Genomic DNA, 24,547 nt, shown 5'->3' with positions numbered 1-24,547 from the left:
AAATCACTTTCTATTTCTTTTAATGTAGGTAGTTTTATGGTATTTTGTTTCATAGGGACTTTCTCCTTTTGTATGTTTTGTCCGCAAACACTACTATACAAAAAGAAAGTCCCTTTTTCTTTATTTTTGCTCATACTACCGCGCTTGCGTTTGGTTGGCGGTCTAACGACCACCAACCAAACCAGAGGGTAAATTATTTTCTACCCACAAACATTTTACTCATACTAGAAAAGCACTAAAAGAGAAATGTTTATTCTTCATAAATCATTTTTACTGTCATACCGCCATCTACCATTAAATTCGTACCAGTGATAAAGTCGTTTTGTGGGTTTGTTAAAAAGAGACAGGCTCTTGATATATCCTCTGGTTTCCCTACTCTTTTTGATAAATGTTGTTCATGATCGATTTCACCGAGATTATTATAGTCTTTTGTTTCAATCCAGCCTGGTGAAATGCTATTTACGGTTATATGTGCCTCTGCAAGACTATTCGCTAATGCATGAGTAATGGCCATAATGCCACCTTTGCTTGCACTATAGCTTTCTGTATTTGGCTCAGACATATAAGCTCTACTAGAAGACATATTAATAATGGAGCCACCGTTCTTTTGGTCACGCATGATTTTGGCCACTTCTCTTGAACAGAGAAATACGCTTCTAAGATTCGTATTTAGGACATCATCCCATTCCTCGATTGATAACTCGTAGAAGGATTTAAAAATCCCTTTTCCTACATTATTAATCAGAATATCAATTTTTCCAAATGTATTTTTAGTCATGTGAACCAAATGAATAATCTCCGCTTCGTTTCGGACATCTGTTTTAATAAATAATGCTTTCTCTTTTGCATCAAGCTGTTCAAGAAGTTGATTTCCTTGAGATTCATCTATATCTGCTAGAACAACATATGCCCCTTCTTGTATATAGGCTGTTGCAATCGCACTTCCGATTCCATTGCTAGCACCTGTAACAATCACAACTTTATCTTTAAACAAAAGTATCTACCTCCCTATATATAAATGAAAAGTATCTATATTAATAAAAAAACGATAAAAAAAGCAAGCTAATTTCTCAGCCTGCCTTTTTTGCTTTTATTGTTCAGTGATTTCTACTTTTTCCATTACATCGCCATTTTTCATCGCTTTAACTGTAGACATACCAGAAGTAACTTGTCCAAATACAGTGTGAACACCATTTAAATGTGGCTGAGGCTCGTGAACGATAAAGAATTGGCTGCCGCCTGTGTCACGACCTGCATGTGCCATAGAAAGTGAGCCTTCTACGTGTTTATGAGGATTTCCAACAGTTTCACATTTAATTGTGTAACCAGGACCACCTGTTCCATTACCGTTTGGATCTCCACCTTGGCTCACGAAACCAGGAATGACGCGGTGGAATGTTAGACCGTTATAGAACCCTTTATTAATAAGTTCTACAAAGTTAGCTACTGTTCCAGGAGCTTCATTTGGATATAATTCAAATTCGATGTTTTCGCCATTTTGCATTAATATGTATCCTTTTGTTGCCATGTTTACCATCTCCTTAATTCAAAATCAGCTTTTATCATATCATCTTTTGCTTAAGAAAGAAAATAAAACGTTTATTTCCTGATTCATTCTTTTACTTTTTCAGGTTCCTCGTAATCAATTCCTTTTGTATCAACTGTAACTTTTTTCATTTTTATCTCTTTTAGAGGTTTGTCCAGCTCATCTCTATCTGCTGCTACAATCTTATCAACTACATCCATTCCTTCTATTACCTTACCAAATGGTGCATATTGGCCATCCAAATGGGGGGCATCTGCTACCATAATAAAGAATTGGGAGCCTGCTGAGTCTGGCAGTTGTGATCTCGCCATACTAATGACGCCTCTTTCATGCTTTAAATCGTTCTCAAAGCCATTTTCTGAAAACTCTCCTTTAATGGAATAGCCAGGACCACCTGTTCCATTACCATTTGGGTCACCACCCTGAATCATAAAATCTGGAATTACGCGATGAAAAATTAGGCCATCATAAAAGCCTTTATTAATTAATGAAATAAAGTTATTCACTGTATTAGGTGCTTTATCTGGATACAGCTCCACTTCAATTTTAGAATCATCCTCCATCGTAATGGTTATAATTGGATAATCATCTGAAGATATAGTTTTACTTTTTGCTTTATTCTCTTCATTTTTTGGTGCGGTATCCTCCTGTGTTGCACATCCTGTCAGCAATAATAGCAAGGAAGCACAAAATACAATCATTATCGATCCAGTCCGTTTTGTTAGCACTATGAGACTCCTCCTTTACTCCGTTACTTTCCCATTTTAGCGAACTCTTTCTTTCTATACAATAAATAACCTATTTAGGAAAAAAAGGGGCTGGGACAAAACTAAATAACTAACTTTTAAAGACGAACAATCTCTAATTCTGCTCTTAAATAAAGCTACTTTCTCATGGATCTAAGTTTTTAAATATAGTCAAGTGTAAAACTAAGTCGTTCCATTGCGCTACGGACGCTCGCTTTCCGCGGGGAGGAAGCTGAGTCTCCTCGCATACGCTGCGGGGTCTCAGCCTTTCCTCTATTTCCCGCAGGAGTCGAGCGTCCTCCGCTCCATTACACTTCGTTTTTAAACCTTTTTCCAAAATAATAAACACAAATATTCATGCGATTAGCCGCGTAAAAATTCGTGTTTATTATTGGTTGAAATGCTTATGTCCCAGCCTCTTTTTACGCAAAATAATTTAAAAGATAAGATGCTAGATAGGGTGAATGGATGCGAATTGCTAAAGATGGTGGTTTACTGCCATTGACCAATTCTATCGGAAAGCCAAACCAAACAACTTTATGATCGATAATTACCACAGGAAAGGGAATTTCAGGTGTAGTAACGATTTTCGCTTTAGAAAAAATATGTTTCCATTCTTGATTTAAAGTTTCCTTCGAATGGGGAATAGATACGAATATCTCTTTTTGTGAACGAGTCAAATCTTTTGTTAATAAATCAATTCTTTGCCCATGTGTCCAATAAAGTTTGGGATTCTTTTGCTTAATCCATTCGCCAATATGTTGGTTAGTAACAACTTTATTAATTTGTTCTTGGTGATTGATAAGCTGACGAATCGTTTTGCGGTGATCAATCATTGTTTTGATAAAGCTTCTATTGGCAATATGAATAAATTTCCCTTTTGCTCTACTAATTGCCACATTGATAAGCCGTTCACTCTCTTTTCCAGTTAAAAGCATTCCAGGACGAGAAAAAGAAGGAGCTTCTACACTGTCAAATACAATAACATCTCTTTCACTCCCTTGAAAACGATGAACGGTAGCTACTATTAAACGCTTATCGGCCATTGCCTCTGGGAAAAATTCGAGTGCCATTGCTTCCATTATTTCAGCTTGTGCCCTGTAAGGTGTAACATAGCCAATACTTGCTTCTTTTTCCTTTAAAGACTCTTGGATTACTTGTAAGGCAAGTAAAAGATGTATATAATTTATTCGTGATTTAGAGGCTTTTTCAAAAGTTGCATAGGACCCAAAATGACTAGAGTCCAATAACACACTGGCATTATCCTTAAAGGGCGATTGAGCAGCAATTGGTTTTCTCTTTTTTTCGACGTTCTTATAATCTCCTACTAATGAATGATAGATATATTTATTTGTAAATTCAGAGATGGATGGATGCATTCTTCTTTGTTCATTTAACAATAGAAGCTGTGGATGCATGGAGGAAGTATGTACTGTATCAGCTACTCCCGTTGCATGGAAGATATCTTCCTTTAACCATCTGTTTACAATAGCATGGCGGCTTGAGGCAATGGGCGGTAATTGCTTGAAGTCACCGCATATAATGATTCTCTTTGCAAGAGATGCGGAAAATGCCACCTGTGGGATATATGCCATGCTTGCTTCATCCACGATAACTAAATCATACTCATCTTCATAAATAGCTGGGTCTGTCGCAGCCTTTGCTAAGGTGGTCCCGACTATTTTCGCTTTTTGTACAAACTGTACTTCTCTTTTGCGGATTTTTTCCATTACACTTGCCAGTTTCTCTTCCATTTCTAAGAGCTGGGAAGAATCTCTAATTGTAAATGCATTGGCAAGATCTGATTTAAGCTTTTGCTTTTCTTCGATAAACTGTTGCCTTTGTTTTGCTAGATCCATATCTTTTTTATCTAGCAAAGAGCTAGAAGTAATTTGCTCTTGTTCCAGATTGCCATTACTGCTATTTCCCCCGTATCGTAGGATATCTCCCAGTTTAAAACGGTCTTTTTCTTTAATGGTTGTGGTTATTTCTGTTAGTAGTACATCCACTGCTTGATTACTTTGCGCTAGAACAAGAATTCTTTTTCCTTTCCAATAACGTTGTAATGCTACTCTTGCTAGCGTATAGGTTTTCCCAGTTCCCGGTGGTCCCCATACAAAGGAGACAGGATTATATTTACACCTTAATGAAAGCTCATGGACATGATTTTTCAGCTCTTCTGTAGGATGCTTTGTTGCATCATTTGGACGCATCAATTTTACAATTCTGCTAAGCTTTCGTTTATTCTTTTTAATCGAATCAAAGCGAATTTGTAGCTGTTCTAGAAGCTCCCAAGGATCATGGGACAAATAGGCTTCAGCTATATACTCGCCAATCATCTTTTCCAAAATGACAAGAAGGCTCTTTCCATCTGCCGATAATACTCGCCCTTTTACTGCAAGAGATCCCCAGTGAAGGATTACATTTGAGCCAATAGGAACTTTTAAATTGCCGATACTTTCAAAATAATAAGTAAAATCATTCTCTGTATTTAATCGTATTCCATTATATAAAGCCACTTTAGATTGGCCGAATTTTTTTAAATGATTTATTTCTATTTGAAGTGCTTGCTGCCATTCTTTAATCGTCTTAATAATATTTGTCATTCCACTAATTCCTTTATAAAAAATCGATTGTATAATTATAACACTTATAAAAAAAGAAGGATAGAAAATGGAGTACTCCATTTCTATCCTTCTTTTTAGCAGTTATCCTTCTGTTTTTCTATATATGCATCTATTTTTGTATCTAATCGTTCTAAGCTTTTCAATGCTCTTTCCTTTGTTATCGTGCGATAGTGATGATGTCCTCCAGGCTCTTCATCCTTTTCATCTGCCAATTTTACGATTTTTTGTAAAGGAGAGAGTATGACGGAGCCTCCTGGAATAAAACTATCGGTATGAAAAAGGACAGCTAATGCGATTTCTTTCGCTTTTACAGGATTTTCACCTAAACGAATTAATAATTTATGCGCTCTTTCTGCTCCTTTAATTGGATGAATGTCATTTTGTCTATATAATTTATAATCCCATTTCCCATCTTTATACCAAGTGTAATGACCCATGTCATGTAAAAATCCGGCTTTAGCTGCATTATCGACATCGACATTTGATTCTTTTGCCATTTCAAAAGCATGATAAGCAACTGCCAGAGCATGAGCTAAACCTGAACGTGTAATATATTTTTGAGCAATATGGTGGTTATAAATATCGATAAGTTTAACATCTCTCATCTCCGACACTTCCTTTCTTTATTTGAACCCATAACTTAATATGTTTGTGCAGGTCTGTTGCTATTAATTAAACCTATTCTCCTTTTTCGCTACGATGACACATGGGCTAAAGCTATTACTTTTCCATCTAGCGTCCATTGTTTTGCATTTATAAAAAAACACCCAAAATGGGTTAATGTTTCATTCCTTCCTCGCACCTTTAAAAAAGTATTTTTCCTATTATATTATATTTTTAATAAAATGATAATAAAAAACACCTAAATAAGGATGAAAACTTGAAACCAAGTTTTAGTTATATTTGTTTTAATGATATTTTGTTTTTAAATTTTTATAATATTTTGAATGCGTAAAATTTAATGGGATATTCTCGTAAATTTACTAGCTGGGAAAGTTTTTTATAAAGGCTATTTTCCACTCAATTTATATATTTTGCTCAAAATAGTTCCATTTTAACAAGACTATAATTCAATCATTAAAAATTGCACGCCTAGCTAAGAAGAGAGATTATATGTATATTATTATCTTTTATTTCATTCATAGGATAAAAAAAAGATGTGATAGAGCTTTCTATCACATCTTTTTTCTTAAGCATTAACAGTTGGTAGAATCGAAGCACCCATCAAGTATTCATCTACTTTTCTAGCTGCTTCTCTTCCTTCATTAATCGCCCAAACAATTAAGCTTTGTCCTCTGCGGGCATCACCTGCTGCGAAAACACCTTCAAGATTTGTTTCAAAATCACCGTATGCTGCAGCAACTTTTCGATTCATTGTTTCAATACCAAAGTGCTTTAATACTGGCTGTTCAGGACCTTCAAAGCCAATTGCGATAAAAACTAACTGTGCTGGCCATACTTTTTCTGTTCCGGGAATTTCTTTGAAAATAAATGTCCCATCTTCTTGCTTTATTTTTTCCATTGATACAGTGTGTAATTCTTTTAATTTACCATTATCGTCTTTTACCATCTTCTTCGTCTGAATTCCATACTGTCTAGGATCTTCCCCAAACTTCTGTTCCGCTTCTTCGTATGCATATTCTAATGTAAAGACATTTGGTGCTGCTGGCCACATATTATCACTTGTGCGCATTAGCCCAAGCTTAGGATGTTTACCAAATTGGACGACGCTTTTACAGTTTTGGCGAAGAGCTGTTGCGACACAATCAGCTCCTGTATCTCCCCCACCAATAACAATGACATCCTTGCCTTCTGCATCAATAAAGTTTCTATCTCTCAAATTAGAATCTAGCAAACTTTTGGTTACACCTGATAAATAGTCCATTGCAAAGTGCACACCTTGTGCATCTCTACCTTCCATTACTAAATCTCTTTGCTTTTGAGCACCAGTACAAAGAATCACAGCATCATAGTTTTCTCTTAATTCTTTTGCAGTTATATCTTTTCCTACTTCTGTATTGGTAATAAAATCAATACCTTCTTGGGTAAGAAGCTTAATTCTACGCTCTACGTCTTTTTTCTCTATTTTCATATTTGGAATACCATACATTAATAACCCACCTGGTCTATCTGCTCTTTCATAAACGGTTACAGAATGGCCAGCTTGATTTAATTGATCTGCACTAGCAAGTCCTGCTGGACCAGACCCAATGATGGCTATCTTTTTTCCTGTTCTCTTTTGAGGAATTCGTGGTTGGATCCACCCGTTTGCAAACCCCTTATCGATAATAGTACGTTCGATATTCTTAATCGCAACAGCTGGATCAGAGATTGCAACTGTACAAGAACCTTCACATGGAGCTGGACATGCACTACCAGTGAATTCTGGAAAGTTATTTGTCTTTAATAATCTGTCTAATGCTTCTTTCCATCTCCCTTTATATACAAGGTCATTCCACTCAGGGATTAAGTTATGGATCGGGCAGCCAGATGTGCTTCCGGCAATTTCCATTCCAATATGGCAGAATGGTGTAGCACAATCCATACATCTTGCTCCTTGTCTTTCTAGTACCTCATCAGCGAAAGGAGCAGAATATTTTTTATAATCTTTTAGGCGGGAAAGCGGATTTCTCTCTTCCGCTTCCTCCCGTTTAAATTCCATGAAACCAGTTGCTTTACCCATTCTGTTCTCTCCTTTCTACTGCACTAATACGGTTATTTTATCTGATTGTTTTTTTTTGTCTTGTTTGGAATTATTCTCAAATGCTTCCATGGAAGCTGCTTCTTCTGATAATCCACTTTCTAGTCCTTTTTGGATGTTTGCAATCATTCGTTTATAGTCTTTCGGAATTACTTTAACAAACTGTTGTACATAATTTTCCCAATTAGCAAGTACTTGTTGACCTACTAAGCTATCTGTTTCTACCACATGTTTTTCAATTAGTCCTTGTATTCTCTCTATTTCTGCTCGATCTTCTAGTGCTTCAAAAATAATCATTTCTTTATTGCATAATGTTTTGAATTGGTCTGCGTCTTTCGATAATACATAGGCTATGCCACCAGACATACCAGCTGCAAAGTTTTTACCCACATCTCCTAAAATAACAACTTCTCCACCAGTCATATATTCTAAGCCATGGTCGCCAATGCCTTCTACGACAATATTTGCACCACTGTTACGTACGGCAAATCGCTCTCCTGCTTTTCCATTTATAAATGCTTCTCCACCTGTCGCACCGTAAAATGCTACATTGCCAATAATAACATTATCTTTTGCTGTATAAGAATTTATCGCTGATGCTTTAGCAACAATTCTCCCACCGGATAGCCCTTTTCCGATGTAGTCATTCGCATCTCCTGTTAAATAAAGACTCATACCTTTAGGGATAAACGCGCCGAAGCTTTGACCTGCTGATCCGGTGAAATGAAGATTAATTGTATTTTCTGGTAATCCAGATTCTCCGTAATGCCTTGAAATTTCGCTACCTACAATGGTACCTGTAACTCGATTTGTGTTTCGGATTGTATAATGTAAATCTAATGTTTCCTTGTTTTTTATCGCATTTTGAACTGCTGGTAGAATCTTCTGTATGTCTAAGCTTTCATCAATCTTGTGATTTTGCGGTGTTTGGAATGTTCTTGGACCATCCACTTTATATAATAGCTTAGATAAATCTAAGTCCTTCGCTTTCCAATGCGTTTTCGCTTCTTTGCTAACAGTTAGCACATCTGTTCTTCCGACCATTTCTTCTACTGTGCGGAATCCTAACTGTGCCATTAGCTCACGTACCTCTTCTGCAACAAAGCGCATAAAGTTTACGATATGATTAGGATCTCCAGCAAATTTATATCGCAATTCTGGATTTTGTGTTGCAATTCCAACTGGACAAGTATCTAAATGACATGCACGCATCATCACACAACCCATTACAATTAACGGAGCTGTTGCAAAACCAAATTCTTCTGCTCCCATCAAGGCTGCAAGAACAACATCTTTTCCTGTCATTAACTTCCCATCTGTTTCAAGGACGACTCGACTTCGTAAACCGTTCAACATTAATGTCTGATGGGCTTCTGCTAAACCAAGCTCCCATGGAAGACCAGTATGTTTAATACTTGTTTTAGGCGATGCTCCTGTTCCCCCATCATAACCACTCACTACTATAACATCGGCAGCACCTTTGGCAACACCTGCTGCAATAGTTCCAATTCCACCTTTTGAAACTAATTTAACGGAAATGCGTGCATCTCTATTCGCGTTTTTAAGATCATGGATAAGCTGTGCTAAATCTTCAATGGAATAGATATCATGGTGTGGTGGAGGAGAAATTAATCCTACACCTGGCGTTGAGCCACGTACTTCTGCAACCCATGGATATACTTTATTTCCAGGCAACTGTCCGCCTTCACCAGGCTTTGCACCTTGGGCCATTTTAATCTGCAATTCTTTCGCATTGATTAAATAATGACTTTTAACTCCGAATCGACCAGAGGCGATTTGTTTAATATTGCTTCTCCGATTATCGCCATTTTCATCCATTGTATAACGGGATGGATCTTCTCCACCTTCTCCACTATTGCTGCTTGCACCTAATCGGTTCATCGCGATTGCCAATGTTTCATGGGCTTCTTTACTTAGAGAACCAAATGACATAGCTCCTGTTTTAAATCTTTTAACAATGGAATCAACAGATTCCACTTCATTAATATCAATCGGCCGTCTTGATGGATCAAAAGCAAATAAATTACGCAAGAAACTCATGCTTTCCTCGTTAGCCGCTTCAGAAAATTGTTTAAATAATCCGTAGTCACCTTGTCGACATGCCCACTGTAACGTATGGATTGTTTTTGGATTAAAAGCATGGTGTTCCCCGCCTTTTCTCCATTGGAAATCACTTCCAGAATCTAATGTTTCATCGATTGATTCTTGATAGCCTAATAAATGCCTTTTTGTTGCTTCTTCCGCAATAATATCTAATCCGATACCACCTAGCTGAGAAACAGTGCCAGTAAAGTATTGATCAATTACTTCTTTGCCAATCCCGACTGCTTCAAAAATTTGTGCACCACGATAGCTTTGTACAGTAGAAATACCCATTTTAGACATTACTTTTACTACGCCTTCTGTAACTACTGTATTGTATCGCGCTACAATTTCTTCATAGGAAAGGGATAAGATGCCATCCTCTACTGCTTGATTATATGTCGCATATACCAAATATGGATTAATAGCATCCGCACCGAATCCAATTAGACTCGCAAAATGGTGTACTTCTCGAACTTCGCCAGACTCTACAATAATACTTGCCTTCGTACGAAGTCCTTTTTTAATTAAATCTTGATGCAAAGCACTAACAGCAAGTAGAACAGGAATAGCTTTTTCTTCTCTATTCATTGCACGATCAGATAAAATAAGCAATGATACACCTTGTGTGATAGCTTCTTCTGCCTTTTGCATAAGGTTGTTTAAACTTTCCTCTAAATTATCTGTAAATAAAGCATCTATTGTTCTAGCTGTAAACTCAAGTTTAGCATTGGTGCGTAATTGTTCAACATCGCCATTAGATAGAATCGGTGTTTTCAGTTGTATTCTATGACAATTGCTTTCATCTGGATGTAATAAATCACCTTCTGCACCTATCCAAGAAAGAGTCGAGGTTACTAGTTGTTCGCGAATTGCATCAATCGGCGGATTGGTTACTTGTGCAAATAATTGTTTAAAATAATTAAATAATGACTGTGGCTTATTAGATAATACAGCAAGCGGCGTGTCATTTCCCATTGATCCAATCGGGTCTTTACCTTCTAATACAACTGGAATCAGATTTTTTTGCACATCTTCATACGTGTAACCGAAAGCTTTTTGCCTTGCAAGTAAATCAGCAAATGTCTCCGCCTTTTCTTCTATGTTTTCCTCTAAGCGCACAACTTCCTCTAGCCACTCTGTATATGGATGCTCAGAAGCAATCGAGTTTTTAAGCTCTTCATCGGAAACAATGCGTCCTTCTTCTAAATCAATCAACAGCATTTTTCCAGGACTTAAGCGCTCTTTATAAAGAATATTTTCTTCTTCAACTGGAATAACGCCAACCTCTGAAGAGAAAATGATGTAATCATCTTTCGTGACATAATATCTTGCTGGGCGTAAGCCGTTACGATCAAGAATCGCGCCAATTTGTTTACCGTCTGTAAAAGTAATCGCCATTGGACCATCCCATGGTTCCATTAAGCTACTATGATATTCGTAAAAATCTCTTTTTTGTTTTGATAAATGCGGATTCTCGGTCCAAGGCTCTGGAATCATCATCATTGCCGCATGAGCCGGCGTGCGACCAGATAGAATAAAGAATTCTAATGCATTATCAAATACGGACGAGTCACTACCATTGGAATCTAAGATTGGTAACACTTTTTCTAAATCAGCTCCAAAAACCTCTGATGCAAATTGCTGCTCCCTTGCTTTCATCCAGTTAAAGTTGCCTCGTAATGTATTTATTTCTCCATTATGGATTAAATATCGATTTGGATGAGCTCTTTCCCAGCTAGGAAATGTATTTGTGCTGAAACGAGAATGTACAATTGCGAAAGCTGAAACAAATGCTGGGTCTTGCACATCTAAATAAAAGCTCTTCACTTGATCGGAAGTTAATAATCCTTTATAGACGATTGTGCTTGATGAGAGACTCGCAAAGTAAAATTCTTTTTCTTCCTCGCTTCCCCACTTTTCTGCTAGTTTTCTAATTATATATAATTTTCGTTCAAACGTTAACTTATCTTTATTTGATTGATTGGATTGAATGAATACTTGACGAATCACCGGACAACTTTCTTGTGCAACTTTTCCGATTTTTCTGAATTCGGTTGGGACAGTTCTCCAACCAAGAAGTACTTCTCCTATCTCTTCAATATATTCGTTAATCTTTGTTTCAATTTGATTTCGATTTGGGTCATCCTTTGAAAAAAAGACCATTCCAACTGCATATTTTCCACTCTCTGGTAGATTAATATCTGTTAATTCTTTTCGAAAGAAGGCATCTGGAATTTGTACCATTAATCCAGCACCGTCTCCTGTTAATGGATCACTACCTTGCCCACCACGGTGATCTAATTTACAAAGCATGCTTAATCCTTTTGTGACAATGTCGTGCGTCGCTTCCCCTTTTATATGAGCGTACAGTCCGATTCCACATGCATCATGTTCAAATTCCGGTCTATATAAGCCCTGCGCTTTTTCCATTTGGTTGTACGTCATTTCAACCACCCCTGTCAGATTTTCTAACAAATTTTTTTATTCAGATAATTCAATTATACTATACAAATTCATATGTACAATATATCATTTAGATAGAAACAATCTAAAAATGAGATAATTAAAAAGAAGGTCGATAAAAATGGAACTGAGACAACTAAAATATTTTATTGAAGTAGCGGAAAGGGAACATGTATCAGCCGCTGCGGAACATCTGCATGTTGCCCAATCTGCTGTTAGTCGTCAAATTGCTAACTTAGAAGATGAGTTAGGTGTGCAATTATTTGAGCGGGAGGGTAGAAACGTGAAACTGACTTCCATTGGAAAGATATTTCTAACCCATTCTCTTGCCATAGTCAAATCGGTTGACCGTGCCATTGAACAAGTAAATGCCTACTTGGATCCAGAAAGAGGCTCTATAAAAATTGGCTTTCCAACAAGTCTTGCAAGCCACTTACTACCAACGGTTATTTCTGCTTTCAAAGAAAAACATCCAAAAGTGAAATTCCAATTGCGGCAAGGATCCTATCATTTTTTAACAGAAGGGGTAAAAAATAGAGACTTAGATTTAGCCTTCTTGGGTCCAGTACCAACAGACGATTTTTTATTAACAGGAAACATATTGTTCACTGAAAAAATATTTGCTTTACTACCAAGTAATCATTTTTTAAGCGAAAGAAGATCCCTTCGCTTACGGGATTTACGCAATGATGAATTTGTTTTATTTCCGGAAGGCTATATTTTGCAAAAAATCGCTATTGACGCTTGCAAACAAGAAGGATTTTTACCGAATATAAATGCGGAAGGCGAAGATTTAGATGCGATTAAAGGATTGGTGTCTGCTGGTATGGGTGTAACACTACTGCCAGAAAGCACTTTTTATGATACTGTTCCAAAGTTTACGGTGAAAATACCAATTGAAGATCCGATAATTAATCGAACTGTCGGAATTATCGTTCCGAGCAATCGGGAATCTCCACCATCTGTCCAAACCTTTCGTCGATTTGTCATCGACTTTTTCACTATTTTAGAAAAATATCAATAATGGGATGGGATAAGGGTCTCAAACTTTTAGTTAAAGTTAGACCCTTACTTCCCTACCCATTATTTATTTTTCTAAAACTTCCTTCACTAAGGAATGGAAAATAGATAAAGCGTGATTGATAGGCTCTGGGGTTGTCAAATCGACACCAGCCTTTTTGAGAAGCTCGAGTGGATAGTCAGAACTTCCACTTTTTAAAAAGTCTAAGTAGTTTTCTACATCCCCTTTCTCTCCTACAATTAATTTATCAGCTATATTTATCGCTGATGCAAAACCAGTTGCATACTTATAAACATAAAAAGGACGATAAAAATGGGGAATTCTCGACCATCCATACTTCACTTGCTCATCAATGACTAAATCGCTGCCATTATATGCTTTAAATAATTCCTCATAAGTTGAATTGAAAAAATCCAATGAGAGAGGAAGCCCGTTTTCTGCTTGCTCATGCACTGTTTTTTCAAATTCGCTAAACATTACCTGTGTAAAGAAGGTACCTTTAAAACTATCAATAAAATGGTGCAGTAAATGCTCTCTTTTTAATGGATCCTGCTCTAATTTTAATAAATGTCTTATTAACAATACTTCATTCACAGTAGAAGCGACTTCCGCAACAAAAATGCTATAGCCTGCACTTATTTGTGGCTGATGTTTACTACTAAAATAGGAATGCATCCCATGTCCACATTCATGAGCTAATGTAAATAAGCTATCTAAATCGTCCCGATGGTTTAGCAGAATAAATGGATGTACACCATATAATCCTAAATTATAAGCACCTGAACGTTTCCCAGGTGTTTCCCGTACATCTAAGTAACGCTTTTCTTTAAAACTTTTTAGCACTGCGATATATTCTTCACCTAATGGTTTTAATGCATCCACCATTATTTGAAATGCGTCATCATAGCTAATCTCTTCTTTGGCTGCTTCTCCGACTAATGGAACACTTAAATCATAGGCATGCAGTTCTTTGAGCTGAAGTCGCTTTTTGCGAAACTTCATATAGTCATCCATATAAGGTAAGTTCTTTCTTGTAGTCTCAATTAAATTATTATACACTTCTACTGGGACTTGGTCTCCAAACAAACTTTTTTCTAAAGCAGAAGGATAATTTCTTAATTTTGCTGTTTTTACATTATTTTTCACTGCAGCACTAAAGGTTGTTGCAATCGTATTTTTCATGCCTATATATGGTTTATAATAGGCTAGGTATGCTTCTTTCCGTACATTTCGATCTTCACTTTCGATTCTTTTTGCATACATTCCCCTTGTTAGCTCAATTTTTTCTCCATCTTCATTTGTTACTTCTCCAAATGTAATATCTGCATTATTTATCATTCCGAATACATTGCTCGGTACACCTAATGCTTCTCCTAGTTCGGACAAAATCTCTTCTTTTTCTTTGCTTAATACATGCTTCTTATAGCGAAAAGACTCTAATAAGTCTTTTTCAAAATAAGCTAATCCTGTCTCAGCTTTTATGTAGGCTTTTAATTTGCTTTCTTCTAATGACAATAAAAAAGGCATAAAAAAGGAGGTAGCTCTACTATATTTCTGCCCTACATAGCGAGCTTTTTCAATTAGACTTTGGGCATGGGTATTACGCGTATCTAAGTCTAATAGAAGCATTCCATAAGCATATACTTTTCGATAGATAAAACTAGTTTCCTCTGATAAAGTAAGATATGCTAATAAGCTTGCCCCGTCTGAAATATTACTATTGAAAGTGGCAAGCTCATCGATTTTTTTCTCCAATAATTGAAGATCGTTTTCCCAATCTTCTTCTGTTTTATAAATATCCCTCAAATTCCATTTTTCCAAATCTGTAACTTCTTCCCTTGTTTTATATGTATTCATAAACTTCCTCCTATTCATTGGTTTTCTATATTTCACTTGTTATCATGAAATGAAAAGATATGTTTATGCTTAAATCATACCTAGCCATATCCTATTATGTAAAGTATAAACGCTTCTATCGAATTGTACGGGAGTTTTCCAAAATTATCATTATTGTTCCATAATACTTTTTTTCAATACTTGTAATAATTGGAGGTCGATTGAACGGAATTTGTCTAATAAATAACAAAGCTTTGAAGAGAATCCATAAGAAATAGCTTGCCAAACTTCTAGAAACTATGTTATATTAATCAAGCGATGAGCTATATTGAATAAGTCAATGAACATTATTGCGCTATGTGGAGCGTAGTTTATTGCCTCAATACGTAGGACACATTTGTAGTGTCCCTAACTGCCGATAAACTTTTGTTTATTGGCAGTTTTTATTTTTATATGTCCATACAAAAAGCTATCCTTTTTTTGCAGGGAAAAACCTCACTGATTTATCTGAGTGAAAATACAGTGAGGCATCCCATTTAGGATAGCTGTTATGTTTATTACAAATATAATTTATTACGATTATTATGCGGTTAATTCCTTTAACTCTTCTGTTAAACGATAAAATTGTTCCTTGTCACCAGCAATTAATGTTTTGTCAATTTGTTTTTTTAGCTCAGCTTTTCGAAAGTCGTAAAGGGCTTTTTCTAATACCATTTCAGCGAATAAAGAATCAACTACATTTCCTACAGACTGTTTTGGAGCATTTAATAAATACTTTTCCATTTGAATCAACCCCTTGTTCTTTTTTACATTATAGCAGTAATTTTCTGATAATTCAAATACTTTTTTCGAGGAAATTTATTCCTTTTAAAACTTTTATAAAAAAGTGGATTTATGTATAGGCTATTGTCTCTTTTTCATGTATTCTTGATAGAGGTTAGGAAAGGGGAGTTCAAAATGAGTTATAAAATGATCGTATTAGATATGGATGATACTTTATTAACAGATAACCATACTATCTCAGATGCAACAAAAAAAGCTTTAATGCTAGTACAAGAAAATGGCGTTAAGGTGGTCCTTGCATCTGGAAGACTAACATATGCTATCGAAGATGCTGCAGAAGAGTTGAGGCTTGCTGAATATGGGAGTTTTATTCTTTCTTTTAATGGTGCAAAAATAACAAATTGTAAAACGAAAGAAGAACTATTTAGTAGTACATTACCACCAGAAACCGTTCATGATCTTTATGATTTAAGCCAAAGGGAAAATGTGTGGATTCATACTTATATGGAGGATGAAATCATTACACAACAGAATAATCCATTCACTGAAATCGAAGCAGATATTACCGGCTTACCTATTAAGACAGTTTCCGATTTCAAACAAACTGTTTCCTCTCCTGTCGTAAAGGTATTAATGGTGAAAGAAGAAGAGCATCTTAAAGTAGTAGAAGCAAAGCTACAACAAGAGTTAGCAGAACATTTAAGTGTCATGCGCTCTAAACCATTTTTCCTTGAATTTACGGAATTAGGAGTTACTAAAGGGACAAGCCTCGCCATTCTCATTGAAAAACTGGGCATTACAAGAGAAGAAGTCATTGCTATTGGTGATAGTTATAATGATGTAGCGATGATTGAATTTGCTGGCCTTGGTGTTGCGATGGGAAATGCCCCTGATGATGTAAAGGCGCTTGCTAATTACGTGACAGATACTAATAATAACGATGGTGTTGCAAAAGTTATCCATACTTTTATTCTAGACCCTGTTACTACCAAGTTAGTGTAATTATATTGTTTGATATAATTTTATCTTTCAGTAAAAATAACAAAGGAGTATACCTAATCAGAATAGGTATACTCCTTTTAACATAGCAATTACTTATATCCACTAATTTCGTTACTCACTCTTCCTCGTCTGGATCATTAAAAACTTTTATCGTTTTAAAAGCCAAGTTCACTTTAAAATGAAGATTCCAATTACTACGAAGGACCTCTATCTCATGGTCTTGAACAGCAACACACAAAACAACATCTCCATCCCAATCCATTAATACATATTCATTTTGGTTTGAGAATAATTTATAGTCTTTATGTGCTATTAAATTCCAGCCAAAATTTAGCGTGTGGCTTTTATTAGACATTAAGATGCTCCTTTATTTTCCTTGTAAAGGAATTATTTCACTTCAACTGTCCAGCCGAATGGATCTTCTTGTCTTCCATTTTGGATATCTGTGATTGTCTTATATAAATTCGATGCCAATTCTCCTGTTTCTCCATTATTTATGATTATTTTTTCTTCGTTCCAGAAGAATTCACCAATTGGAGAGATAACAGCAGCTGTTCCTGTACCGAATGCTTCTTCTAATTGACCGTTTTTATGGGCTTCAAAAATTTCAGCAATCGAAATTTTTCTTTCTGTAATAGGAATATTCCAATGCTGAAGAAGCTCCATAATACTTCTTCTTGTTACCCCCTCTAAAATGCTTCCATTTAACTGAGGTGTGACTACTTCTCCGTTAATCTTGAAGAATACGTTCATTGCGCCAACTTCTTCAATATATTTCTTTTCTACTCCATCTAACCAAAGAACTTGAGAGTAGCCTTTTTCATTAGCAATTTGTTGTGCTTTTAAGCTTGCTGCATAGTTACCAGCTGTTTTTGCTGACCCAGTACCACCTGCAACTGCACGTACATATTCATTTTCAACGAAGATTTTTACTGGTTTAACGCCTTCTTTATAATACGAACCTACTGGTGATAAAATGATCATAAATTTATAGCTAACAGATGCTGCTACACCTAAATAAGGCTGAGTAGATATAACGAAAGGTCTTATGTATAAAGAGGTTCCTTCTCCATTTGGAATCCATTCTCTATCGATATTAATTAATTGTTTTAAAGCATTTAAGGCAAACTCTTCATCTATTTCAGGTATACAAAGTCTGTCATTTGATTTATTTAAACGCTCCATATTTTTTTCTGGTCTAAATAAAAGGACTTTGCCTTCTTTCGTTAAATAAGCTTTTAACCCCTCGAAAACTGCTTGTCCGTAGTGGAAAATAACAGAAGCAGGATCTAAAGTAATCGGTTGGTATGGAAGAATTTGTGCATCATGCCATCCTTTATCGACTGAATAATCCATCATAAACATATGGTCAGTAAACACTTTACCAAATACTAATGTTGCTGGATCCGGTTTTGGTTTCTTTTCTTTTGCTAATGTTACAGTGATTGTTTGTTCTGTCACGTTCCATTCTCCTTATCATAAATATTATTTCTATTTATTATAACGCAAAGTTTCTATAGAGAAAGTAATTTTGATAAAAAGTTAGAAATTATTTTGCGTAGCTAAGGAAATGATAAGTAACTTTTTTGAAAAAATTTCCACAAATCAATTTATAGCTGTATTAAAAAAGCCAATAAAAAAACAACCAAATCTACATTATGTAAATTTGGCTGCACTATTAATTCCAATGCTTTGTATCATCTAAAAGTTCATCAATTTCTATGTCGATTAAATTCCATGAGGATATTTCCTGCTCTAAATCAGTTGTGTTTGTTAAAATTTCGTCAATGTCGGTTCTAATTAAATGCATGATTGCCTCCTTTAAAACCGTCTTAATTCTGTCTAGAGATTACGCCTAATATAATTTCCAAGCTGGAAACGGTTATATTTATTATAGCATTTACCCCTGTTTACATATAATAAACCTGCTTTACAAATTGATTACACCTTATAGACAAAATGATGAAATTCTTTATTACAACGAGAAACTATAAGAACATGTTATAATAATCAATACTATCTATTACAATGGATATAATTTTAAGAGGAATTGAGCTATCTCTGTTTCTCTTTCAGTTAATTCGTTAGAAATTAGCTGTCTACCTTTAGTTTATCCATTTTCACTTGATTCATTCGTTATGCATGGTCTTCTCTTTGGTTATACTGGTTTGACAACTGGAGGTTATTCAAATGACAAAACTATTAAAATGGGTACTCACCCTTCTTATCATATATGCGGCATATAATTTCTTTATTAAAGAGAGGGAAGATACTGCGATAAATACGGTTTCTGAAGAAATAGAAAATAGTATTAATCAAGAATCTATTACTTCCTTTATTCAGACACTTACAAGAGAATTAAATGGCCTAAAGTCAATTTTTCAGGACGCACAGGACTTTCTCCCAGACTGGAATGTGAAGGAACATTCCGAAGATATTCCTAAACCTGAATTGGAAACACCAAAGGACTATCCATTCTCTATCTATAATATTTCCCTTGGAGATGAGCAACAAAAGGTTGAAAAGTCACTTGGCCATCCGCAACGAGTAACGGAAAATGAATACGGAATTTCTTGGTTTACTTATCATAACAATTATCATAACTTTGTAATGATAGGTTATGATGACAATAATAAAGTAGCGGCTCTATATACAAATCAGGATTTAATTGCTTCTAGTTACGGTATCAAAAAGGGAACGAAGAAAGAACAAGTGTTAGATACATTGGGTGAGCCTTTAACAGAGTTAAGAAAAGGACTGGTTTCTTATAAAATGGCTGAAGATCGTGATTATGAAATGTTTGCTCTCGAAGATTCCTATGTCACTGTTTTTTTTGATAAACATGAAAATAACACTGTTACCGCTCTTCAAATCATCAGCTCTTCCTTAGAAGATAATCGGAAAGATTTTTATGTGGATGGTACTGAGAATCTCAAAGAAGGCTTTGAATATCAATTATTTGATTTAACAAATGCAAGTAGAGTAAATAATAATTTAAATCCTTTAACATGGGATGAAGCAGTAAGAGAAACAGCCCGCAAACACAGTTTAGACATGGCAGAAAATAATTATTTCAGCCATACCAATCTTGAAGGCGAATCACCATTTGATCGGATGCTTAACGATGGAATACACTACAGTATGGCAGGCGAGAATTTAGCTTATGGCCAAAACAGCAGTGTTTTTGCACATGAAGGCTTAATGAATTCAATGGGGCATCGCGAAAATATCTTACAAAAGGATTTTGCATCCTTAGGCGTCGGAGTTGCCTTTAACAACGATGCTCAGCCATACTATACAGAGAATTTCCTTACAAAATGAGGATTGGACAAAAACTAAGTCGTATCATTGAGCTATAGACACTTAGCTTGCCTCTCCATCCACTTCGTTTTAAAAGCTATTTCCTAAAAATATTGATTTTCCTAGAAAAATCAATTAGTTGGAAAAAAGGAGCATCCTGAATTTGCATAAACTCCTGTAATGTCAGCAAGAGGCCCACGGAAAGCAAGTGTATTCAGGATGCTAGAATGATCAACAAACGTGCCTGAAACCGTCTTTTTTAACAATGATAAAAAATGCGAACAGCTATACTTTATTTAGTATAATCGTTCGCATTTATCACTTGCTAAATAATATGATTCCTACCTCATTTTGCGCAATTTTTCAGTTTCTGTTTTCTGTCTCAGGAAATTAATCAACTAGCTATTTACCATTTACCCTCTACTAAATAATTAAATTTCCAATCATCCATATTAAGAAAAAGCTAATCACAATGGATAAATTTGCAGCAGTGCCGACAAAGCGTTGGTTATATTTAAACTCTATGCTATATGGAAGCACACAAGATGCCATTGGTAAGATTAAACAGATTAATATTGTGTAGCGGAACATTTCTTCAGCTGGCCAAAGAAAAAAAGCGAGAAATCCTAATAAGAGACCGGTACCATACCTAATCCCAAGTACTCTTCCAATTCCTTTCCAATACTTCTTGTCAATCGAGAAATTCAAATAGATGCCAAGCAATAATAATGAAAGTGGCATATTTGCTTTCGAAATAGTACCCGTTACATCGATTATTTGATGAGGCAAGTGGATACCTGTAATATTAATGATGAAAATAAAAACATATGTCATCAATGGTATGGATTTTGAAAGCTGCCCTGCTACATGCTTTGCACTAAGTACTGTTCCTTCTTTCGAATAATAACTCCCAATTAAATAACTAATCCCAAAAGTAACGATAGCATTGCCAATATCAAACATGCCGAAATACTTGATTCCTTCCGTCCCCCAAATTCCTTGAACTAAAGGATATGCAAAAATGCCAATATTAAATCCAGGGATGAGCATTCCTAACATCCCTTTTTCCTTATTTTCTTCCTTTCGAAATAAAAAAAGTCCGAAAACACTAATGACTATTCCATAAAATAGGCCAAGGAAAACTAACAAAAGCAAGGAATTCTCAATAATAACATTATGTAAGGTAGAGATAATTAAACAAGGTAAAGTGATATTAAAGATAATCCGAGCTAATCCTTCTCCATCCTTTTCTTTAATAATATTTTTCTGTTTAAAGAAATAACCGATTGCGATGATAATAACCGAATACAAAAATTGGGTATTAAAATTTTCCATTCTCTAATTTCCCCTAACTATTAAGTTACAACTACTAATGAACCTACTATACTACTATTCGGATTGCTTTTAAAGGCTTAGTTTCGAAAAAAAGGATTGGATGCGTGACAAGACAAATAATCTTATCAAACGAATCTAATCCTTTTTAAATGGTTCTATTTAAAAGCTATTGCTTTCACTTACAGTATTATTTATTTCTTTCAATCTGCGAATATCAAGACGAATTAATAATGACACTGCCAGTGATACAATAAACATACAAGAAAATACAAGCAGTGTTCCTTGATAGCTACCTGTCGTATCACGAATCCATGATACGATGCTAGGACCAGCAACACCGGCAGCGGACCAAGCTGTAAGAATGTATCCGTGAATAGCGCCAAGTTGTTTTGTACCAAATAAGTCGCCAATATAGGCTGGTATAGAAGCAAATCCTCCACCGTAACAAGACATAATAATAAATATAATGATTGAAAAAGCAATGTAATGATGCAAATGAGGAAGAGCAAAGAATGCTACTACTTGTATTGCAAAAAATAATGTATATACATTTGGTCTTCCAATATAATCAGAAATAGCAGCCCAAGCAATTCTTCCTGCACCATTGAAAACGCCCATAATACCAACAAGTGTTGCAGCTCCAGCTACAGACATTCCTGCTAATTCTTGGCCCATTGGAGAGGCAACAGCGAGAATGGCAATCCCACATGTAATATTGATAAATAACATAATCCATAATGCCCAAAACCGTTTCGTTTTTACTGCTTCATTTGCTGTTAACTGTGACAAATCTTCTCTTACTTTCATGTGGCCAGCTTCCACAGATTGCTTAAACCCTTTTGGCATATATCCTTTTGGTGGTGCTTCTAAATATTGTGCGGAACAAAGAATAACAACAAAATATACTGCTGCAAGAATATAAAAGGTATTAGATATCCCAACCGAATTAATCAAATGATTCATTACCGGACTACTAATCATCGAAGCAAAGCCAAATCCCATTATCGCTAATCCTGTTGCTAAACCTCTACGATCCGGAAACCATTTAACCAATGTTGATACAGGAGTAATATAGCCAACACCTAAACCAATTCCGCCAAACATACCGTAAGTGATATAGAGTAATGGTAAAGATTCAATGCTTGTTGCAAATCCAGCACCAGCCATCCCTATCCCAAACATGAAGGCAGAAAGTCTGCCAGCAGCACGAGGACCATATTTTTCGACAAAGTGACCGAGAAAAGCTGCGGATAATCCTAAAAATAAGATAGCGATACTAAATGTCCATGAAATATTTGTTAAACTCCAGTTAAATTGAGCTTCAAGCGGCTTTGTAAAAACACTCCAAGCGTATACAGACCCGATTGAAATATGAATCCCAACTGCAGATAATGCAATTAACCAACGATTTTTTGTTTTCATATAAACCATACCCCTATTATATTATTTAGCGTTCTTAACTTTTAACAAAGCTGTTTTCCAAAAGATTGTTGTTTTTTTAATAGAAAATATGAATTAGTTGCCAAAATAGAGCAGCAAGAAATATACTTAGACTCCTGTGGGATTAGCGAGACAGTCCTAAGGCCCTGCAGGAGCGAAGCGACGAAGCGGCTAAAGCGCAAGGCCAACGGAATGTGAAGGGTATTCCGGCTGCGGGCGATAGCAACAAACTATGCGAAAACAGCCATTAACAATAATAGCTTTATTCACTATAAGAAATAGCAAGCGGTTCTGCCGCCTTTCTAACCCCATTTATCGCTAATTCAACCGTTTCATTTGTATGCAATACAACTGCCATTCTTCTTCCTTTTGTTGTTCTCGGCTTACCAAACACACGCACTTGGGTATTTTCGACCGACAATGCATCATTCAAACCAGTAATTAAGTAAGTTTCACTTTCTTTTGTTGCTTTTATAGTCTTGCTAGCACCAGCAGCATATAATTTCACACCAGTAATGGGATAACCAAGAATGGCTCTAACGTGCAAAGCAAATTCAGATAGGTCTTGGGTAATCATTGTAACCATCCCTGTATCATGAGGTCTTGGTGATACTTCACTGAAATATACGCCATTTGCTGTTAAAAATAATTCCACACCAAATAGTCCGTACCCTCCTAGACTATCTGTTATTTTCTTTGCTACCTCCTCTGCCTGTGCTAGTTGGTCAGCTGACATAAAATGAGGCTGCCATGATTCAATATAATCGCCATCCTTTTGTGTGTGACCAATCGGAGGGCAGTAGGTTGTGCCACTAACAGAACGGACTGTTAAAAGAGTTATCTCAGATTCAAAGGAAATAAATTCCTCTACAATGACACGAGTTTTCTTTCCTCTTCCGCCATCTACCGCTTCTTTCCAAGAGGATTCGATATCTTCCGCACTCTGGCAAATGCTTTGACCTTTGCCAGAGGAACTCATGACAGGCTTAATTACACATGGAAATCCAATCTTATGTACTGCTTCTTCCAGTTCTTTTATGTCATTTGCGAAGGCATATTTTGCTGTTGGTATTTTTAGTGTTTCGCTTGCCAATCTTCTAATCCCTTCACGATCCATCGTTAAATAAGTAGCGTTTGCGGTCGGAACTACCGTATAGCCCTCATTTTCTAAATCTAATAGAGTACTAGTCGCGATTGCCTCTATTTCAGGAACAATATAATCAGGCTTTTCTTTTTCGATAAGCCGTTTCAATTGGACACCATCTAGCATATCTACTGTATATGAACGATGTGCCACTTGGCTTGCTGGTGCGTTGTCATAGCGATCAACAGCGATTGTTTCCACTCCTAAGCGCTGTGCTTCAATAATGACCTCTTTCCCTAATTCCCCAGAACCTAATAACATGATTTTTCTTGCTTGTGAAGTATTTGGTGCTCCTACCACGATGCCAATCCCCCTAAACAAAATAATTATTCCTTTATTCTGCATAATAACGTAAAATCATCCACTATTCAAGGGTTTTTTTCTCTAATTCCGAACAATTTTAGTTGGGTTGTATAAATAATTCGTATTTTCAGCAAAAGTGGAATCGCTATATTTATGTAACTCATCCATTCTTTTTAGGACATACAAAAAAAGCA

The 24,547-nt window shown here is 35.9% G+C and carries 18 protein-coding genes; 3 read left to right on the top strand and 15 right to left on the bottom strand.

The genetic code is table 11. The features are described from left to right. Nucleotides 1-250 precede the first annotated feature (250 nt). The 7 genes from QQZ16_RS12485 to gltB all read right to left on the bottom strand — a co-directional run bounded on the left by QQZ16_RS12485 (nt 251) and on the right by gltB (nt 12,171). Nucleotides 251-994, bottom strand: a complete 744-nt coding sequence (locus QQZ16_RS12485; RefSeq protein WP_235251595.1) for an SDR family NAD(P)-dependent oxidoreductase — start codon at nt 992-994, stop codon at nt 251-253. Between the two features lie 96 nt (nt 995-1,090). Continuing rightward, the gene (locus tag QQZ16_RS12480) at nt 1,091-1,528 is read right to left on the bottom strand and encodes a peptidylprolyl isomerase (protein WP_031536519.1); all 438 of its coding nucleotides are present in this window, start codon (nt 1,526-1,528) and stop codon (nt 1,091-1,093) included. Between the two features lie 83 nt (nt 1,529-1,611). Then, nucleotides 1,612-2,274: a peptidylprolyl isomerase gene (locus QQZ16_RS12475; RefSeq protein ID WP_419181465.1), complete on the bottom strand. Its 663-nt coding sequence runs from the start codon at nt 2,272-2,274 to the stop codon at nt 1,612-1,614. Nucleotides 2,275-2,714: 440 nt separating this feature from the next. After that, nucleotides 2,715-4,898, bottom strand: coding sequence for an AAA domain-containing protein (locus tag QQZ16_RS12470; RefSeq protein ID WP_235251594.1), 2,184 nt, complete (start codon nt 4,896-4,898; stop codon nt 2,715-2,717). A 95-nt stretch (nt 4,899-4,993) separates the two neighbouring features. Next, nucleotides 4,994-5,524 (bottom strand): HD domain-containing protein, encoded by a 531-nt coding sequence (locus QQZ16_RS12465; RefSeq protein ID WP_031536522.1) that lies wholly within the window; start codon nt 5,522-5,524, stop codon nt 4,994-4,996. Nucleotides 5,525-6,108: 584 nt separating this feature from the next. After that, complete coding sequence (gene gltD, locus QQZ16_RS12460) at nt 6,109-7,602, bottom strand: glutamate synthase small subunit (protein WP_031536523.1); 1,494 nt, start codon at nt 7,600-7,602, stop codon at nt 6,109-6,111. Between the two features lie 15 nt (nt 7,603-7,617). Then, on the bottom strand, nt 7,618-12,171 hold the full coding sequence (gene gltB / locus QQZ16_RS12455; protein ID WP_031536524.1) for a glutamate synthase large subunit: 4,554 nt from the start codon (nt 12,169-12,171) through the stop codon (nt 7,618-7,620). 139 nt (nt 12,172-12,310) lie between these two features. Here gltB and QQZ16_RS12450 point away from each other — a divergent pair, with 139 nt between their 5' ends. Further along, nucleotides 12,311-13,213, top strand: coding sequence for a LysR family transcriptional regulator (locus QQZ16_RS12450; RefSeq protein ID WP_031536525.1), 903 nt, complete (start codon nt 12,311-12,313; stop codon nt 13,211-13,213). 63 nt (nt 13,214-13,276) lie between these two features. Here QQZ16_RS12450 and pepF read toward each other — a convergent pair whose 3' ends face one another. Then, nucleotides 13,277-15,067, bottom strand: a complete 1,791-nt coding sequence (gene pepF / locus QQZ16_RS12445; protein WP_235251593.1) for an oligoendopeptidase F — start codon at nt 15,065-15,067, stop codon at nt 13,277-13,279. 561 nt (nt 15,068-15,628) lie between these two features. After that, on the bottom strand, nt 15,629-15,829 hold the full coding sequence (locus QQZ16_RS12440; RefSeq protein ID WP_031536527.1) for an IDEAL domain-containing protein: 201 nt from the start codon (nt 15,827-15,829) through the stop codon (nt 15,629-15,631). Between the two features lie 174 nt (nt 15,830-16,003). On the opposite strand from QQZ16_RS12440, the gene QQZ16_RS12435 reads away from it, so the two are divergent. Beyond that, nucleotides 16,004-16,831, top strand: coding sequence for a Cof-type HAD-IIB family hydrolase (locus QQZ16_RS12435; RefSeq protein ID WP_235251592.1), 828 nt, complete (start codon nt 16,004-16,006; stop codon nt 16,829-16,831). A 115-nt stretch (nt 16,832-16,946) separates the two neighbouring features. Here the strand turns inward: QQZ16_RS12435 and QQZ16_RS12430 are convergent, their stop codons facing one another. The 3 genes from QQZ16_RS12430 to QQZ16_RS12420 all read right to left on the bottom strand — a co-directional run bounded on the left by QQZ16_RS12430 (nt 16,947) and on the right by QQZ16_RS12420 (nt 18,641). Beyond that, nucleotides 16,947-17,186 carry a hypothetical protein gene (locus tag QQZ16_RS12430; protein WP_031536529.1) on the bottom strand — a complete coding sequence of 80 codons (240 nt, stop codon included), beginning with the start codon at nt 17,184-17,186 and terminating at the stop codon, nt 16,947-16,949. Between the two features lie 32 nt (nt 17,187-17,218). Continuing rightward, nucleotides 17,219-18,292, bottom strand: coding sequence for a branched-chain amino acid aminotransferase (locus QQZ16_RS12425; RefSeq protein ID WP_235251591.1), 1,074 nt, complete (start codon nt 18,290-18,292; stop codon nt 17,219-17,221). A gap of 217 nt (nt 18,293-18,509) precedes the next feature. Then, nucleotides 18,510-18,641, bottom strand: a complete 132-nt coding sequence (locus QQZ16_RS12420; protein ID WP_268817856.1) for a hypothetical protein — start codon at nt 18,639-18,641, stop codon at nt 18,510-18,512. 380 nt (nt 18,642-19,021) lie between these two features. On the opposite strand from QQZ16_RS12420, the gene QQZ16_RS12415 reads away from it, so the two are divergent. Further along, nucleotides 19,022-20,152 carry a CAP domain-containing protein gene (locus tag QQZ16_RS12415; RefSeq protein WP_235251590.1) on the top strand — a complete coding sequence of 377 codons (1,131 nt, stop codon included), beginning with the start codon at nt 19,022-19,024 and terminating at the stop codon, nt 20,150-20,152. 402 nt (nt 20,153-20,554) lie between these two features. On the opposite strand, the gene QQZ16_RS12410 is transcribed toward QQZ16_RS12415, so the two are convergent. The 3 genes from QQZ16_RS12410 to purT form a co-directional block, all read right to left on the bottom strand. Then, entirely contained in the window at nt 20,555-21,466 is a 912-nt protein-coding gene (locus QQZ16_RS12410; protein ID WP_031536532.1) for an AEC family transporter, read from the bottom strand. Between the two features lie 159 nt (nt 21,467-21,625). Continuing rightward, nucleotides 21,626-22,888, bottom strand: a complete 1,263-nt coding sequence (locus QQZ16_RS12405; RefSeq protein WP_031536534.1) for an L-lactate MFS transporter — start codon at nt 22,886-22,888, stop codon at nt 21,626-21,628. Between the two features lie 280 nt (nt 22,889-23,168). After that, on the bottom strand, nt 23,169-24,350 hold the full coding sequence (gene purT / locus QQZ16_RS12400; protein ID WP_031536535.1) for a formate-dependent phosphoribosylglycinamide formyltransferase: 1,182 nt from the start codon (nt 24,348-24,350) through the stop codon (nt 23,169-23,171). Between the last annotated feature and the right edge of the window lie 197 nt (nt 24,351-24,547).

Source organism: Bacillus sp. T2.9-1, from assembly GCF_950097965.1.
In the GTDB taxonomy this organism is placed as follows: domain Bacteria; phylum Bacillota; class Bacilli; order Bacillales; family Cytobacillaceae; genus Niallia; species Niallia hominis.
Note: the sequence above shows the minus strand (reverse complement) of the source record. Positions and strands in the feature narration are given on the sequence as shown.